Consider the following 15,362-nt stretch of genomic DNA (forward strand, 5'->3'; position numbering starts at 1 on the left):
CTCTCCTTTCCGTCAGGCCGCGCGGCGGCGCTCCTGGAGGATGCGGCCGTCGAGCATGCTGACGATGCGGCCGGCGAAATCGGCGTGCGCGGGCGAGTGGGTGACCATCACGATCGTCGAACCTTCGCCGTTCAGCGTCTGGAGCATCCGCATCACTTCCTCGCCGTGATGCGTGTCGAGATTGCCGGTCGGCTCGTCCGCCAGGATCAGCTTGGGGCTGGCGACGAGCGCACGGGCGACGGCGACGCGCTGCTGCTGGCCGCCCGAGAGCTGGCTGGGGCGGTGCTTGGCGCGGTGGGCGATGCCGACCTTGTCCATCACTTCGTCCACCCGGCGCTTGCGCTCCGAGGCGGGGACGTTGTGATAGAGCAAGGCGAGCTCGACATTGTCGCGGACGCTCAATTCGTCGACCAGATTGAAGCTCTGGAAGATGAAGCCGATATTCTCCTTGCGGACGTCCGCCAGCTTGCTCTCGGAGAGCCCGGCGACCTCCTGGCCGTTGAACACGTAGGAGCCGCTCGACGGGCTATCGAGCATCCCGATCATGTTGAGCAGGGTCGATTTGCCGCAGCCCGAAGGCCCCATGATCGCGACGAATTCGCCTTCCGCGATATGGAGGTCGATCGAATCCAGCGCGGTCGTCTGGACGGTGTCGGCACGGTAGACCTTCGAAAGCTCGCGCATCGTCAGCATAGAAATCCCTTTCCTTGCAATTACTTGGTCAGATCTAGCCGATCCTTGTCGGCATATCCGGTATAGGGTGAGGTGAGCACCTTCTCGCCGGCCTCGAGCCCTTCGAGGACCTCGACGAATTCGGAGTTGCGGCGGCCCAGGCGAACCGTGCGCTTGACCGCGGTCCCGCCGTCAGGGGTCACCACGAAGATCCAGTTCCCGCCCGTCTCGTTGTAGAAGGCGCCGTTGGGGATCAGCAGCGCCGGCGCCGGATCGCCCAGCGTCAGGCGCGCCTGCATCGTCTGGCCGCGCTGGATCTGGGTCGGTTCGGTGCCGATGAACTGGAGATCGACCTGGAACTGGCCGTTCTGGACCTGCGGATAAATTTTGGTGACCTTGGCCGCGAAGGTCTTGCCGGCCCAGTCGAGCCGGGCCTGCTGGCCGATCTGGACGCGGCCGAGATAGAATTCGTCCACCCCGGCGATCAGCTTGTTGCGGCCGGGGCTGTCTATCTGACCCACGCGCTCGCCGCGCTGGAGCGACTGGCCGACCTGGACCGAGAAGCCCGAAAGCTGCCCCGCGACCGGCGCCCGGAGCTGGAGCGCGTCCAGATTGGCGCGGGCGATGGCGAGGCCGGACTGCATCGATTGCGCCGCGGCCGCCTGCTGCGAGAGCTGGCTTCCCTGGAGCCGCTCGTCGGTCGTCTGGCTGCGCTTCAGCGCGTCGAGGTTGCGGCGGGCCAGCTTATAGTCGGCGCTGGTGTCGTCGAACTGCTTCGAGGGAACAAAGCCACGCGCGGCGAGTGGCTTCTCGCGGTCGTACTGGCGCTTCGCCTTGTCGAGCGCGGTCTCGGCCGCGAGCACCGCGCGCTCGTTCGAGAGGCGGGTCTGGGCGAGCGCGAGCTCCTGGCTGCGCATATTGTTGATCTGCTGCTCGACTTCGGTCTGGCGGGCAAGCGTCGAAAGCTGGAGCTCAGCGTTGGAGAGCAGCGCGATCGGTTGACCCTTGGCGAGGGTGGCGCCGTCCTCGACCAGCATCTTCTCGACCCGACCGCCCTCGACAGCGTCGATATAAACGGTGAGCAGCGGCGTGACGCGGGCACGCAGGGGAATGAAATCATCGAAGGTGCCGCGCGTGACGCTAGAAATCGTGACGTGATCCGCGCCGACCGTCTGGCTGGAGCCACTGGGCGCGAACCACCAGAACAGGCTGGCGGCAAGCATCACGACAACCCCGGCGATCGCGGCCTTGACCCGAAGCGAGAGCTTCCGCGTCTCGACGATCTGGTCCATCCCGCTGCCGGTCACCGGCTTGTCACCGGCGCTGCTGCTTTTCATCCGAACGACACCCATGCTCATGGCTTAGCAACCCCCGTGCCAAGCGGTACGGGATGATAGGCTGGGTGCCGGATCACAGCACCCCTCCCGTGCAACTGTTCGAATTCGGACACTTCTGTCCGGAATCGAACGCGAGACGAAACGAGGCGAAGCCGATCTGGACGAGCGCGTGGCCGCTGGTGCGGCCGAAGGCGAGATCGAAAGCGACTGGTTTGGAAACGCTTACTCCCAGCGCTGCACACCCTATCGCGATCAGCAGCAGCGCTTTTCGCGCCAAGTTGTCGGACGGTGGCCGAATCACTGGTGTTCTCCCTCGCTTCGCATTGCGAGGAATGAAGAGCATGAGCCGTGCCAACCGCGGAAAACCGTCGCTCGTCGAATTCCTTCAGGCTGGAGTCAGCCTTGGCACGCAAATTGATTGTCCGGAATCGCACAGGCGCTGTACGGGAGTGGACGGCATGGGGACCGGGCCGGAATTCGATTTCTGCGTCATCATTGACGACGACGACGACATCCTCATGGCGTCGCGGCTGTTGCTGCGCCGCATGTTCACGGAAGTGGCGACGGCGCGGAGCCCCGACGAGGCGCTGCCGCTGATTCGCGCGAAGACGCCCGACGTGGTGCTGCTCGACGCCAATTTCGCACGCGGCGCGACCAATGCAGCCGAGGGGCTGGCCTGGCTCGAGCAATTGCTCGCGATCGATCCCGAGATGGTAGTGGTGATGATCACCGCGCATGGCGGGGTGCAGGTCGCGGTGGCGGCGATGAAGCGCGGCGCGACCGACTTCGTCTCCAAACCATGGTCGAACGATAAATTGCTTGCGACGGTGCGCACCGCCGCGTCGCTGCGCCGTTCCCGACGCGCGGTCGGAGGCGGCAAGCAGGCCCCGGCGGTCCCCATTACTCCGACCGGATCGCAGCTGCTCGGAGATTCCCCTGCGATGGCGCGCGTCCATTCGCTGATTTCCCGCGCCGCGCCCACCGACGCGAATGTGCTGGTGCTCGGCGAGAACGGCACCGGCAAGGAGCTGGTCGCGCGCGAGTTGCACCGCCAGTCGCTGCGCGCCGACAAGGTGATGCTCACCGTCGATCTGGGCGCGGTGGCCGAGGATCTGATCGATTCCGAGCTGTTCGGCCATGTGAAGGGTGCCTTCACCGATGCGCGCACCGATCGCGTCGGCCGCATCCAGGCGGCGGACGGCGGCACCCTGTTCCTCGACGAGATCGGCAATTTGCCGCTCCGCCTCCAGCCCAAATTGCTGACGGTGCTCGAACAGCGCCAGGTGACGCCGGTGGGCGCCAACAAGCCGATCCCGGTCGACATCCGCGTGATCGCCGCGACCAATCTGCCCCCCGAAAAGCTGCGCGACGAGGGGCATTTCCGCCAGGATCTGCTGTTCCGGCTCAACACGGTCGAGATCGACCTGCCACCGCTCCGCGACCGGCGCGAGGACGTGCCCGAGTTGATCGACCATTATCTCGTCCACTACGCCAAGCGCTATGGCCGCACAGTGCCCGAACTGAGCCCGGCGGCGCGGATGGCGCTGCTCCACCATGACTGGCCCGGCAATGTCCGTGCGCTGCGCCACGCGCTGGAACGCGCCGTGATCCTGGCCCGCGACGTGCCGCTGGAGCCCGCGGATTTCGCGCTGATCTCCGCGAGCCCGCGCATCGCCCCGCAGGCGGTGGTGGCGCCCAGGGCGGCCGAGGACCTTAACCTCGAGCGCGTCGAGCGCCGGCTGGTCGAGGAAGCGCTGAAGAAGCACGGCTACAACATCTCGCTCGCCGCCGGGGAACTGGGGCTGTCGCGCGCCGCGCTCTATCGTCGAATGGAGAAGCATGGGCTTTGACCGGCGCTTCACGATCGGCCTGATCGGCTGGATCGCGGCGCTGGCATTGGCGCTCCTCACCTGTGTCGCCGCGTTCGCGACGCCGGGGCTGGTCGCTGCGCGCATCGTCGCGGTGCTGTTCGTCGTGGCCGTGTTCGCAGGACTTTGGCGTCACGTCACGCGGACCAACCGCACCGTGGCGCGCTTCCTGGAGGCGCTCAAGTTCAGCGACACGGCAATCCTGTTCGACACCGGCGGCGGTGCGGGCTTCGGCGAGCTGGCCGGATCGCTCAACGAGGCGATGGGGCGGTTCCGCGCGGCGCAGAACCGGACGGAGGGCGAACTGCGCTATCTCGACGCCCTGGTCGACGATACGCCGGTCGCCGTGCTGACGATCGACGCTGACGGCCATGTCGCGCTCGCCAACAAGGCGGCGCGGCGGCTGTTCAAGAACAACCAGGGCACGCACGCCGAGGACTTCGCCATCTACGGCGCCACTTTCGCGCGACGCCTGTCCCAGGAAGGCGCCAGCGAAGAGCTATTGATTCTCAATATCGATGGTAGGACGCAACGCGTGCTGGTGCGTTCGGCCACGCTCGAGCGGCTCGGCCAGCGCACCCGGGCGATCAGCCTCCAGCCGATCCAGAGCACGCTAGACACCGTCGAGATGGCCGCACAGACCGACCTGGTCCGCGTGCTCACGCATGAAATCCTCAATTCGCTGACGCCCGTCACGTCGCTCGCCGCCACCGCCGCCGACCTGCTCGCCGATCCCGCGCTCTCGGCGGATCCGCGGGTGGGCGATGCGCGGATGGCAGTGCTGACTCTGGCGCGCCGCGCGCAGGGGCTGAGCAACTTCATCGAGGCCTATCGCGCGATCGCGCAGCCGCCCGAAGTGAAGCGCCAGGTCTTTGCCGCCGCGCCGTGGGCCGGCGAGCTGGCGCGCATCTTTTCGGCCGAGATGCCCCAGGTTCCGCTCGAACTGTTGGTCTCGGACGCCGTGGCGCTCAATGCGGATCCCGATCTGCTCGCGCAGGTGCTGATCAACCTGCTGCGCAACGCGGCCCAGGCGATGGCCGCGATCGAGGCGCCGCAGCTCGCCCTGCGGCTGTTCACCGAAGGCTCGGCGACCGTGATCGAGGTCGAGGACAATGGTCCCGGCGTGCCGCATTCGCTGCGCCAGGACGTATTCCTCCCCTTCTTCACGACGCGCGCGACCGGCACCGGAGTAGGCCTCAACCTCGCGCGCCAGATCATCGTCGCGCATGGCGGCGCGATCGACATCCTCGACGCGCCGGGCGGCGGCGCGCTGTTCCGGATATTGCTTTAGGTCTTCGTCGGGAACGCCGGCGCGCCGGGCGGGACCGCGGCGTTGCGCCAGCGCTCGACCGGGACGACTTCGATCCGCCCGTCGGGCAGGCGCTTGCGCTGGATCAGCGTGGCGGTCTGTTGGCTGGTGCCCCCGATCGTCGCGCGGGTGCGCACCCAGAAGCTGTCCGAACGGAACGACGCCCCCCAGGGCATGGTGACGTTCTGGTCAGACAGGTCCTTGAGCGTCAGATAGCCTTGGCGCTTCCGCACCGCCGCCAGCCGCGAGGCGACCAGCGGATCGTGGAACAGGATGCGCAGCATCTCCTCGTCCGCCGCGTTGAGATTGAGCGCAGTGGTGCCAGGCAGCGCGGTGACGAGCCGCTCGAGCTGCGCGACCGACTTGGGATCGATGCCCGCCAGTCGGAGTGGCCGGATATCGGTAACGGGGCCGCGCAGCCGGACATATTCGATGGTCGCGACGATCTGCTCCGGCGTCAGCCCCGCTTCGTGCCCAATCGTCTGGAACAGCACGGTCGACGCCGCCTCACCGGTACGCAGCGAATTGAGGTTGAAGCGGCCCTCCGCATCGGCGATCGCCAGGTCGAAAGTGCCGCCCTCGATCGGCGCGCCGGCCTCCGAAAGCTTCGCCCAGGGCTCGCCGACATGGTCGACGTCGGGCGCCACTTCGGCGTCGCGGCGCAGCGCCACCAGCGCGGAGAGTTCGCCGCCGCGAACCACCGCGAGCGCGCGTGCCGCCTCGCGCATCCGCAAGCCCCGGTCGAGCGCCAGCTCTTCGCGACTGATTAGCAATAGCACGATCCCGCTCGCGATCGCGACGAACATTAAAACATTGACCAGGATCATCCCGGCCTCGTCGTCGCGACGCTTCATTGCTGCGGCTCTTCGGGCTTGGCGGGGAGCGTCACGACACGACGGAGCAGCACCGGAGCGCCGCTCGGCCCCGCTACCTGCAGGTCGACCGAAACCGCGCGCGGCCAGCGGTCGGCCGACTTGTCGTCGATCGGCCAGCGATCGACCCAGGCGCCGTCCCAGAAGCGCCAGCGCGCCTCTGCAACACCCGGGAGCAGCATTTGCGGCGCCGGCCCGGCCCCGCGCACCAGCACACCGGCGGCGACCGCATATTTGACCGGAACCGAAATGCCGCCGAACCCTGGCGCGGTGCGCGTGAACGAGATGCTGTTGCCGCCGCCTTCGATGCGGCCGTTGGAGACCTGGTCGAGATCGCTGGTCAGCACGAACATCATCCGCTGCAGCGCCGCGAGGCGATCGAGCCGTCCTTCGGTGCGCTGGTTGACGTTGATGATGCCGTCAACCAGCGCCAGCCCCGCCACCGCGATCAGCGCGAACAGGCCGAGCGAAATCATCAGTTCGATCAGGGTGAAGCCGCTTTGCCCGGCTTCGGGCCGATTTTTCACGATCCCGAGCTCACCGCCACCGGTTCATAGCCCTGCTTACGGGCGACGAGGATGGCGAAGTCACGCGCGACCGATCCGTCGGTGCGGAAGCGCACGGGGCCGGTGACACCGTGGAAGCCCTTGCTGTCCATCAGTCCTTGCGGGTTGAGCGTGTTGGTGCCGCGCAATGCATTGGCGATGCCCGCCGCATCATAGGCCAAAGCGGCAATCGTCCCGGGATTGCCGCCATTATGCGCCGCGAACGCGCTGGCGAAGGTCCCGAAGCTTTGCGGATCGGGGCTGGCGATCCAGGCGCCGTCGAGCGCCTCCAGCGCCACCGGACGGTGGTCGAGGCCCTGGAGCGTGCCGAGGAACTGGATGCCGGTGTCGCGCAGGTTGCGCGCCGCCGCCAGCACCGCCTCGCCACTGCCGGGCAGCAGCACCGCGTCGGGCGCGTCGCCCGCCTCGGGCAGCTTCTGGCCGGTCTTCACTTCGAGCACGCGCAGCGTGAGGCCGAGTTCGGTCTCCATCTGCCCCGCCGCCAGCACCGAGGCGGCGCTCCACGGCGAACCGTCGTCGATCACCGCGACCGACCTGATCCCGCGGCTGCGGGCGTAGCGCAGGATCGCGCTGGTCACCTGGCCGGCGGTGATCCCAAAGATCCAGGTTCCCGGCTGGCGGAGCACCGAATCGTTGCTGAAGGCGATGATCGGCACGCGGCGCGCGACGGTGCTGGAGACTGCGGGCACTTCCTCGGCCGAAAGCGGCCCGAGGATCATCGCGGGATGCTGCTTGAGCGCCTTGGCAGCCGCAGCTGCCGCACCCGCTGCGGTCCCGCCGGTGTCGAAAGTCTGTACGAAAGCGCTGTTTTCCGCGAGCAACGCCGCCTGCTGCATGCTAAGCCCCAGCCGCGCTCGCGGGCCCGTGAGCGGCACCAGCAGGGCGACGGGACGCTTGTCCTTCTTCTCTGCCGAAAGAGCGAACGAGGGAAGCACGACCGATGCCGCTGTTGCGACCAGGCCTGATTGCAAGAACCTCAGCATTACGCGCCGGTTCATTGCCGACTCCGGAAATTGGTGGTGTGGCACGGCGGCGTATTATCCTCTTCGCCGTGCTGGGCATAGCCTCCTATGCCCTTGCGATGCTCGTCACCATGCCGGCGAGCGTGATCGTCCAGAACCAGCCCTGGCGCACCGGCGTGGCGGGCACGGTGTGGAACGGCGAAGTGGGCGTCGCCGGCGGCAGCAAGCTCGAATGGCACATGGCACCGCTTCGCTCGCTAGTCAGCCTAGGTTTCGCTGCGGACTGGAAGGCGACCGGGCCGAACACCGATCTGGGCGGCCAGATGCTGATGCACCTGGGCGGGCGCACCGTGCTCGACAAGGTGAGCGGATCGGCCGACGCCAGCCTGCTCCAGGCGATCCAGCCCAATTTGCCTTTCACCTGCGACCTGACGATGCAGATCCAGATGGAGCGGATCGCGATCGGCGGCGGCACGCAGCTGCTCGACGGCAACCTCACCACCGATCCCGGCAGCTGCCGCCCCAAGGGTGCAGGCGCGGCATCCGCCCTGCCCGCCTTGATCCTGACCGCCGAGCATGTCGGCAACCGGACGATGATCCGGCTCGCACCGATGACGCAGCGGCGTAGGGTCCTGCTCGACGCGACGCTCAGCGAGGACGGAGCGATCGATATGGGGCTGACGCCCGACGGCGCCGTGACGTTGCCGTTCGTCGGTCTGCCGGGAGGCGCGCGGATTCAGGGCAGCATGTAATGGCCAAGGCGGACCAGGCGGAAATCCGCATGCGGATCGTGATCGAGCAGCCGGTTGTCGGCGTCCTCCACAGCCTCCAGTCCAAGGAGGACGGCCCGCTCGATCCGAAACGCTCGAAATCCGGCGAGCCGCTGGCATTCGACTTTCCGATCCGCATCGCGCCGGGCCCCAAATTCTTCGGCGATCAGGTGCGGCGCGAAGGCCCCCAGCGGCGCTTCGTCTATATCCGCATCGGCCAGTCCGCCGGCGATAGCGCCTCACCCTGGTCGCGCCGGATGAAGATCGACATCCACGATATCGACCAGGCATTGCTCGATCGCGCTGTGGCTGGCGAGGGTATGCTGGAGACCGTGGTCAACGGCACGGGCAAGGACGGCACGCCCGCCTGCGCGACCATACCGGTTAAAAGGCGCAGGATCGGATAGCATTTGGCCCGTCTCTGACGAGCCGCCGTAGCTCAAGGCAGCAAAGCGCCAGGTCGCGAACAAGCCGCGTAACTATGCCATAATCTTCAAAATCTGCTATGCTCCTCCGGGCTTAGGAGGTGGCGACGAGCGATCCGACGCAAATCGAGGCCGCGCGCGAAAGCGCTCGCATCTGGCGCTGGCAGCAGCGTCTTCTGCCCTTTGTTCTGGGCGGCGTGGCCCTGCTCGCGCTCTTCTTCTTTATCTCGACCTTCATCCAGCTTGGCCGCCTCAATGAAGCGGTGGCCTTCACGCCGGACACCCAGCTGGAGACTACGCTCAAGCAGATCGATGCGCGGGCAGCAAAACTGCCGGCGCTAGAGGCAACCGAATTGCTGCGTTGGAAGACGATGGTCGTGCTCGAGGCCGATGTCGTCCGTCACCGTTATGCCCAGGTCAATTCGACGCTGCTGATGCGCGCCTGGACGCGTCACATCGGTTTCGTCACGGGCATGATCCTGACCTTCATGGGCGCATTGTTCATCCTCACCAAGTTGAGCGAAGCGCAGACCCAGTTGGGCGGTGAAGCGGCGGGCGCGAAAGCGACGCTGGCGACATCGTCCCCCGGCATCGTGCTCGCCGTGCTGGGGACCGCGCTGATGCTGGTCACGCTGACGGCGAACTTCAAATACGGGACCTCCGACGCTCCGGTCTATTTGCCAGCCCTCGCACCGTCGGCAATGCCTGCCCCCGCTGCGATGCAGGAGGAGGGCGAAACCCCAGAAGACCCCGGAGCGACCCCGCCGCCCCCGATCAAACCCAAGCCGGACACGAACGATGCGCCGCATTAAATTCGCTGCATGTGCGCTGGTCGCCCTCGGCACGGTCGTACATGCCGCGCCAACCGACCCGTCCTATGCCAGGGGCAAGAGCGAGTGGCTCGCGCAGCGTTATCCCGCTGCCAGCCAGATATTGTTCGACTTCCGTGGCCGCACGGCGACTCGCACGGCGCAGATCGACTATATGATCGGCACGGGCGGCTGCCGTACGCCAGGGCGGCGCGCCTGGGGTCTGAGCTTCCTCGACTGGGCATTGAATCGCTACTCGCTGGCGCCCGCGAGCCGCGCCCTGTTGCTGCGCGAGCATGATCTGTGCCGCGGTACCGGCGCGATGCCCGCACTGGCAAACAAGATCGCGTCTGCCGCGCTGCAGACGACGGCGGGGTCATGGGCGCAGGGAAAAATGTACTATCTGGAGAAAGCCGGAGAGCCGGTCGCGACCTATTCCGCGAAACCGCTCGGCACCGTCGATCCCGAAGCCCTGGCGCGGCGACTGGTGCCGGTCGGTAATCCGGCCGCGATCCGAGCGGCATTGACGCCCGTAATGCCGTCGGGCGCCAAGCTGTACGTCGTTTCGCGCTTCGCGTTCGTGACCACCTCCGGCCAGACAAATGCCCAGCTGGACGGGATCGCCAAGCGGCTGGATACCTATCTCGCCTTTCTCGACCGGAGTTACGGCATCCATCTTCCGCGGAACTATCTGACCCTCTATCTCGTCCCCGATCAGCGCGACCTTCGCGACGCCGCCCGCAACCTGCACGGACTCGACGTCAGCCCGGCAACGATCGGCTATACGTTTCAGGACGACCAGTCAGCGGTGGCGCTGATCCCCGGCGATTCGATCGGAACGCTGTTCCACGAACTTTTCCATCTCGTCGTGCGGTCGACCTTCGGCGACATTCCGCAATGGCTCGATGAGGGCGTCGCGGGCCTGTATGAAGTATCGGAGATCAAGGGCGCGCAAGTACGCGGGGTGCGCAATTGGCGGGGTCCCATCCTGCTTCGGTTCTGGGAGCAGCGGCCGCTTCTCCGGGACGTGCTGACCGCCAACTGGTATGTGAGCGACACGCCGAGCGAGCGCTTCGAATATGACGGTCCCCCGCCTTCGACCCAGGCGATCACGGTACAATTCGCGGTGTCGCGCTATTTCGCGCTCTATCTGCAGGACAAGGGCAAGCTCGCAAGGGTATTCGCGCGCGTCCAGGCGCTTCAGCCGCAAGAGGGTGTCAGCCCCGCGGAGGCAACGCTGGGAGCGGTTGCCGCCGAGATGGGGCCGATCGATCAGCTCCAGGCCGATTTCGACCAATGGTTCCTGTCCACGGAAGGGCATTGCCCGCCGCCGCCCTCCTCCGGCGCGGTCCAGATCAGCAAATATGTGCCTGGCGAACCGCCGCCATCGGATTGCCGCTAAATCGGTCTCTCCACAGCCCGCCTACATCCCGACGAGATTGTTGAGGTTGATGATCGGCAGCAGGATCGCGAGCACCATCATCAGCACCAGCCCGCCCATCACCAGCAGCACCAGCGGCTCGACCAGCGCGACCAGGGTCGAGACCAGCGCGTCCAATTCGCGCTCGAGCTCGCCCGAGGCACGGCCAAGCGCGGGGGCGAGCCTGCCACTCGATTCGCCCGAGGCGACAATCGCGACGAGCATCGAAGGGAACACACCCGCCTCCTGCATCGCCGCGCGAAGCGAAATGCCCTCGCGGACGCGCGTCGCGACGCCGAACGCCTTTTGCCGCACCCAATGGTTGGGAGTCACCGCCGCAGCGGCATTGAGCGCATCGACCAGCGGCACGGCGCTGCCTACCAGTGTGGCAAGACTGCCGGCGAAGCGCGCGGCGTTGAGCTGGCGACTGAAGCGGCGGAACGGGCGGCGCTCCGAGAAGAAACGATGCACGCGCAGCTTGTTCTCGGGCACGCGCGACCAGCGGCCGAACGCGAAGATTCCGATCGCGATCGCGAGGATCAGGTAGAGCCCGAAACTCTGGAGGAAGCCGCTGATCGCAATCAAGGCTCGCGTCAACAGCGGCAAGTCCGCACCGCGTGACACGAACACCTTCACGATATCCGGCACGACATAGACCAACAGCATCACCATCATGCCGAACGACACCAAAGCCAGCAGTGCCGGATAGAGCAAGGCGAGCTGGAGCTTCTGGCCGTTGGCCTGCCGGTTCTCGACGAACTCGGCGAGGTGGTTGAGCACGTCGGGGAGCTTGCCCGATGCCTCGCCGGCGGAAACCGAGGCGCGGTAGAATTCGGGAAACGCCTTGGGATGCGCCCCCAGCGCCGTGGCGAAGCTGCGCCCGTCGAGGATCGCGCCGCGCACGTCGAGCAGCAGCGAGCTGGTCGCAGGCTGCTCGGACTGGGTGGCAACCAGGCGCAGCGATTCCTCGATCGCGATGTCGGAACCCACAAGCGTGGCGATCTGGCGGGTGATGGTTGCCAGCGCGCGGGGGCTGATCGATCCCCTGCCGAAGCGCGGCAGCTTGATCGAACCGAACGACCGGCCGCGCTCAGAGGCCACCTCCACCGAGAGCGGCAGCAGCGCCTGCTCGCGCAGCAGAGCGCGCGCGGCTGAGGGGCTGGACGCCTCGATGATCCCCTTCTTCGACGCGCCGCTGCGATCGGCGGCGCGATAGGCATAAGCGGGCATCAGGCTTCGTCGCGCACGACGCGCGCGACCTCCTCCACCGTGGTGACGCCCGCCCGGACCTTGTCGATGCCGTCGTCGAGCAGGCTGGGATTGGCCTTGCGCGCCTGCTTCTCGAGCTCGGCTTCGGAAGCGCCGTCATGGATCAGCTTCTGGAAAATGTCGTCCACCGCGACGACTTCGTAGATACCGGCGCGGCCGCGATAGCCCTCATCATGGCATTCGGCGCAGCCCACAGCGCGCCACAGCTTTGTGCCCAGCTCGATCGCGCCGCCGAGCAGCAGCGAATCCGCCTCGGTCGCGACATCCTCGCGCCGGCAGCTCGGGCAGAGCCTCCGCACCAGCCGCTGCGCCGCCAGCCCAACCACCATCGGAGCGAGCAGATAGCGCTCGACCCCCATGTCGATCATCCGCGTCACCGATCCGACGGCGCTGTTGGTATGCAGCGTCGAGAGCACGAAATGCCCCGTCATCGACGAGCGGACCGCGACCTGCGCGGTCTCCTGGTCGCGGATCTCGCCGACCATGATCACGTCCGGGTCCTGACGCAGGATCGCGCGCAGCCCGCGCGCGAAGGTCAGCTCGGTACGCGGATTGACCTGGGTCTGGCCGATGCCGGCAAGCTCATATTCGATGGGATCTTCCACCGTCATGATGTTGCGCTTGCGATCGTTGAGCCGGTTGAGCGCGGCGTAGAGCGTGGTCGTCTTGCCCGAACCGGTCGGCCCGGTGACCAGCACCATCCCGTGCGGGCGCTCGAGCAGGCGCGTGAACACGCCCCGGTCGCGCTCGCTCATGCCCAACACTTCCATGTCGAGCCGCAGCGAGCCCTTCTCCAGGAGGCGCATCACCACCCGCTCGCCATGCTGGGTCGGGATCGTCGAGACGCGCGCGTCGACATCGTGGCCGCCGATCCGCAAAGTCACGCGGCCGTCCTGCGGAATGCGGCGCTCAGCGATGTCGAGCTTCGCCATCACCTTGATACGGCTGACGAGCAGCGGCGCGAGCGCGCGCGGCGGCTCGATCATGTCGCGCAGCACACCATCGACGCGGAACCGCACGACCAAGCGCTTCTCCTGCGTCTCGATATGGACGTCCGATGCGCCTTCTTTCACCGCTTCGAGCAGCAGCGCGTTGATCAGGCGGATGACCGGCGCGTCGTCACGGGTGTCGAGCAGGTCGTCGATCGAGGCGGCGCTGTCCGCCAGCGCGGCCAGGTCCATGTCACCGAGGTCGATATCGGCGGCAGCACCCGCGCCGCTATAGGCCACGCCGAGCGCGGCATCGAAGACATCGTCGGCGACGCTGACGAAGCGCGCGCCGGGGGCGATGCGCTGAACCTCGAGCAGCCCGTCGAGCGCGGCGCCAGCGCGGTGGACGCATTCCACGCCGTCCGGTCCCTGCCGCAGCAGCACGCCGTTCCGCCGCGCGAAGCTGTAGGGAAGCGTCGCCGGCACGTCGTCGAGGATCAGCGTATCGGTCATTGCGCGAAATCCACCGATGCGGAGATGCGGCCGGCGGTCGGGCGGCGCTGGATCGAGAGACGGCGGACGCGCAGGTCGCTGGTCGCGCTGAGGTCGGCAAGCCAGGCCATCAGCGATTCATAGGTACCATCGGCGACTGTCGCGCGGACGCCGCCGGGAATCGCCTCGGGCGCGGCGACGAGGCCGAAGCTGGTCGCGGAGCTGCTCACCACCTCTGCCGGCGGCCCCTGGCGGCGCGGCGTCGTCGGAGCGCCCAGCGTGCCCGCGGCGCGGATACGCGCGGTGAGCGTCTCATAGGTGCGGATGTCCGACAGCGCCTGGGCGCGCGCCGACTGGAGCGGCTTGATCACGCCGAAGACCAGCACGACGCCCGCCAGCAGCGCGGCCAGCACGCCGAGCATCAGCCGTTCGCGGCTGCTGCGGCCGCTCCACCAGTCGTTGAAGCGGGTCAGCGCCGCGTCGAGCGCGGGCAGATGGGTACGGATCACGCTCATGCCGCACTCGCCGTAATCCGGATCGAGCCGTCGGGCGAGCGGGTTGCGGTGGCCCGCACCTGCGCGCCGCGCAACGCCGCGTCGATCCGCGCGGCAAGGCTGGGATCGGTATTGTCCACGTCCATCGTCAGCGTGTTGCCCTCGAACGCCATTTGCCGGACGCTGAGCGATCCGCCGAGCGGCTGGAGCGCGCCCGAGATGCGGGTCAGCAGCGGCAGGAAGGCGTCGGGCGCCTTCGATCCCCCCTTGGGCAGCAGATCGGGGATCGTCGCCTTCAAGTCGCCGCTCAGATCGGCGCCCGGCGCCGCCAGCGTGGCAGCGGCCAGCGTCTCGGCGCCGCGGCGATCGGCAATCGAACGGAGCATCATCGTGTCCGCAAAGGCGATCGCGGTATGCGCCACCGCGCCGATTGCAACGATCCAGCCGAGCCGGCGCCAGAAGGTCGAATTCCCAGCGCGACGAACCGCATAGCGGCCCTGGCGCAAGTTGAGCGGCGAACGCGCAATATTCTCAAGCGTTGCGGCCGGGTCATAACCAGGACCGTGGACCGTCCAGCCGTTAGGAAGCTCGCCCTCGGGCGGCGTGTCGCCCGCAATGGTGACATCCAGATCTGATTTATCCGGTGCCTGCTCCCACGCAGCGCGAAGCAGCGGTAAGGGGCCAGCGAATCCGCCTTCGTCGGTGCGAACGACTACACGGCTGCCCCGAATCTCAGCCGACCAATTATCCTCGTCGGCAATGGGCAGCGCGAGCGCATCAGGCACCATCGCCGCCTGGCCCAGCCCGCCGGCATCGGCCAGGTCGACCCAGCGCTCCATCACGTCATGCCGGACCACGCCGACCAGGTAGCGCTTGGGAGCAATTTCCTCGCCGAGCGCGAGATGGAGCGATTCGACCGGCTCGGCGATCAAATCCTCGATCGCGAAGGGCAATGCCTCCAACCTTTTGGCGCGGCTGGACAGCGGCAGGTCGACCGCAAGCAGGCGCACCTGCTCGGTGGGAACGAGAATAGTTGCGAGGCCGTCGGGCTCGGCTATGATCAGCCGGTCGCCCGCCAGCGTCCACACGCCCGCGGCGCGCGGCTCCTGCCCCTCTGACGCATTGATGGTGTTGGATGAGGGTGTCACATAAGCTTCATGGGCAGAAC

The 15,362-nt window shown here is 67.1% G+C and carries 16 protein-coding genes; 6 read left to right on the top strand and 10 right to left on the bottom strand.

Going from position 1 to position 15,362, the window contains the following annotated elements; genetic code table 11:
* Nucleotides 1-12: 12 nt before the first annotated feature.
* The 3 genes from IAG41_RS08825 to IAG41_RS08835 all read right to left on the bottom strand — a co-directional run bounded on the left by IAG41_RS08825 (nt 13) and on the right by IAG41_RS08835 (nt 2,310).
* Nucleotides 13-693, bottom strand: a complete 681-nt coding sequence (locus IAG41_RS08825; protein ID WP_187728245.1) for an ABC transporter ATP-binding protein — start codon at nt 691-693, stop codon at nt 13-15.
* Nucleotides 694-713: 20 nt separating this feature from the next.
* Nucleotides 714-2,009: an efflux RND transporter periplasmic adaptor subunit gene (locus tag IAG41_RS08830; protein ID WP_262408556.1), complete on the bottom strand. Its 1,296-nt coding sequence runs from the start codon at nt 2,007-2,009 to the stop codon at nt 714-716.
* Nucleotides 2,010-2,082: 73 nt separating this feature from the next.
* The gene (locus IAG41_RS08835) at nt 2,083-2,310 is read right to left on the bottom strand and encodes a hypothetical protein (RefSeq protein WP_187728246.1); all 228 of its coding nucleotides are present in this window, start codon (nt 2,308-2,310) and stop codon (nt 2,083-2,085) included.
* A 157-nt stretch (nt 2,311-2,467) separates the two neighbouring features.
* On the opposite strand from IAG41_RS08835, the gene IAG41_RS08840 reads away from it, so the two are divergent.
* Together IAG41_RS08840 and IAG41_RS08845 are read left to right on the top strand one after the other, a co-directional pair.
* Nucleotides 2,468-3,859: a sigma-54-dependent transcriptional regulator gene (locus IAG41_RS08840; protein ID WP_187728247.1), complete on the top strand. Its 1,392-nt coding sequence runs from the start codon at nt 2,468-2,470 to the stop codon at nt 3,857-3,859.
* The gene (locus tag IAG41_RS08845) at nt 3,849-5,168 is read left to right on the top strand and encodes a sensor histidine kinase (RefSeq protein WP_187728248.1); all 1,320 of its coding nucleotides are present in this window, start codon (nt 3,849-3,851) and stop codon (nt 5,166-5,168) included. Before IAG41_RS08840 ends, IAG41_RS08845 begins: the two co-directional genes overlap by 11 nt.
* On the opposite strand, the gene IAG41_RS08850 is transcribed toward IAG41_RS08845, so the two are convergent.
* From IAG41_RS08850 to IAG41_RS08860, 3 genes are read right to left on the bottom strand one after another with little or no spacing between them, the layout of a single operon-like run.
* A complete protein-coding gene (locus IAG41_RS08850) occupies nt 5,165-6,040 on the bottom strand; it encodes a general secretion pathway protein GspK (protein WP_187728249.1) in 876 nt (291 codons plus the stop codon). The two genes, IAG41_RS08845 and IAG41_RS08850, sit on opposite strands and share 4 nt — an antisense overlap.
* Entirely contained in the window at nt 6,037-6,585 is a 549-nt protein-coding gene (locus IAG41_RS08855; protein ID WP_187728250.1) for a type II secretion system protein GspJ, read from the bottom strand. The genes IAG41_RS08850 and IAG41_RS08855 overlap by 4 nt, the downstream gene beginning before the upstream one ends.
* Nucleotides 6,582-7,622: a penicillin-binding protein activator gene (locus IAG41_RS08860; RefSeq protein WP_187728251.1), complete on the bottom strand. Its 1,041-nt coding sequence runs from the start codon at nt 7,620-7,622 to the stop codon at nt 6,582-6,584. The genes IAG41_RS08855 and IAG41_RS08860 overlap by 4 nt, the downstream gene beginning before the upstream one ends.
* A 23-nt stretch (nt 7,623-7,645) precedes the next feature.
* Here IAG41_RS08860 and IAG41_RS08865 point away from each other — a divergent pair, with 23 nt between their 5' ends.
* The 4 genes from IAG41_RS08865 to IAG41_RS08880 all read left to right on the top strand — a co-directional run bounded on the left by IAG41_RS08865 (nt 7,646) and on the right by IAG41_RS08880 (nt 10,992).
* Nucleotides 7,646-8,338, top strand: coding sequence for a type II secretion system protein N (locus tag IAG41_RS08865; protein ID WP_316251121.1), 693 nt, complete (start codon nt 7,646-7,648; stop codon nt 8,336-8,338).
* On the top strand, nt 8,338-8,763 hold the full coding sequence (locus IAG41_RS08870) for a DUF5990 family protein (RefSeq protein ID WP_187728252.1): 426 nt from the start codon (nt 8,338-8,340) through the stop codon (nt 8,761-8,763). Before IAG41_RS08865 ends, IAG41_RS08870 begins: the two co-directional genes overlap by 1 nt.
* Before the next feature lie 119 nt (nt 8,764-8,882).
* Complete coding sequence (locus IAG41_RS08875) at nt 8,883-9,593, top strand: hypothetical protein (protein ID WP_187728253.1); 711 nt, start codon at nt 8,883-8,885, stop codon at nt 9,591-9,593.
* Nucleotides 9,580-10,992: a hypothetical protein gene (locus tag IAG41_RS08880; protein ID WP_187728254.1), complete on the top strand. Its 1,413-nt coding sequence runs from the start codon at nt 9,580-9,582 to the stop codon at nt 10,990-10,992. Before IAG41_RS08875 ends, IAG41_RS08880 begins: the two co-directional genes overlap by 14 nt.
* Before the next feature lie 21 nt (nt 10,993-11,013).
* Here IAG41_RS08880 and IAG41_RS08885 read toward each other — a convergent pair whose 3' ends face one another.
* From IAG41_RS08885 to gspL, 4 genes are read right to left on the bottom strand one after another with little or no spacing between them, the layout of a single operon-like run.
* Nucleotides 11,014-12,240 carry a type II secretion system F family protein gene (locus IAG41_RS08885; RefSeq protein WP_187728255.1) on the bottom strand — a complete coding sequence of 409 codons (1,227 nt, stop codon included), beginning with the start codon at nt 12,238-12,240 and terminating at the stop codon, nt 11,014-11,016.
* Nucleotides 12,240-13,721, bottom strand: a complete 1,482-nt coding sequence (gene gspE / locus IAG41_RS08890) for a type II secretion system ATPase GspE (RefSeq protein WP_187728256.1) — start codon at nt 13,719-13,721, stop codon at nt 12,240-12,242. The genes IAG41_RS08885 and gspE overlap by 1 nt, the downstream gene beginning before the upstream one ends.
* Nucleotides 13,718-14,215 carry a type II secretion system protein M gene (locus tag IAG41_RS08895; protein ID WP_187728257.1) on the bottom strand — a complete coding sequence of 166 codons (498 nt, stop codon included), beginning with the start codon at nt 14,213-14,215 and terminating at the stop codon, nt 13,718-13,720. Before IAG41_RS08895 ends, gspE begins: the two co-directional genes overlap by 4 nt.
* Nucleotides 14,212-15,342, bottom strand: coding sequence for a type II secretion system protein GspL (gene gspL / locus IAG41_RS08900; protein ID WP_316251122.1), 1,131 nt, complete (start codon nt 15,340-15,342; stop codon nt 14,212-14,214). Before gspL ends, IAG41_RS08895 begins: the two co-directional genes overlap by 4 nt.
* Nucleotides 15,343-15,362: the final 20 nt, after the last annotated feature.

The organism is Sphingomonas sp. JC676, assembly GCF_014489075.1.
Taxonomy (GTDB): Bacteria; Pseudomonadota; Alphaproteobacteria; order Sphingomonadales; family Sphingomonadaceae; genus Sphingomonas.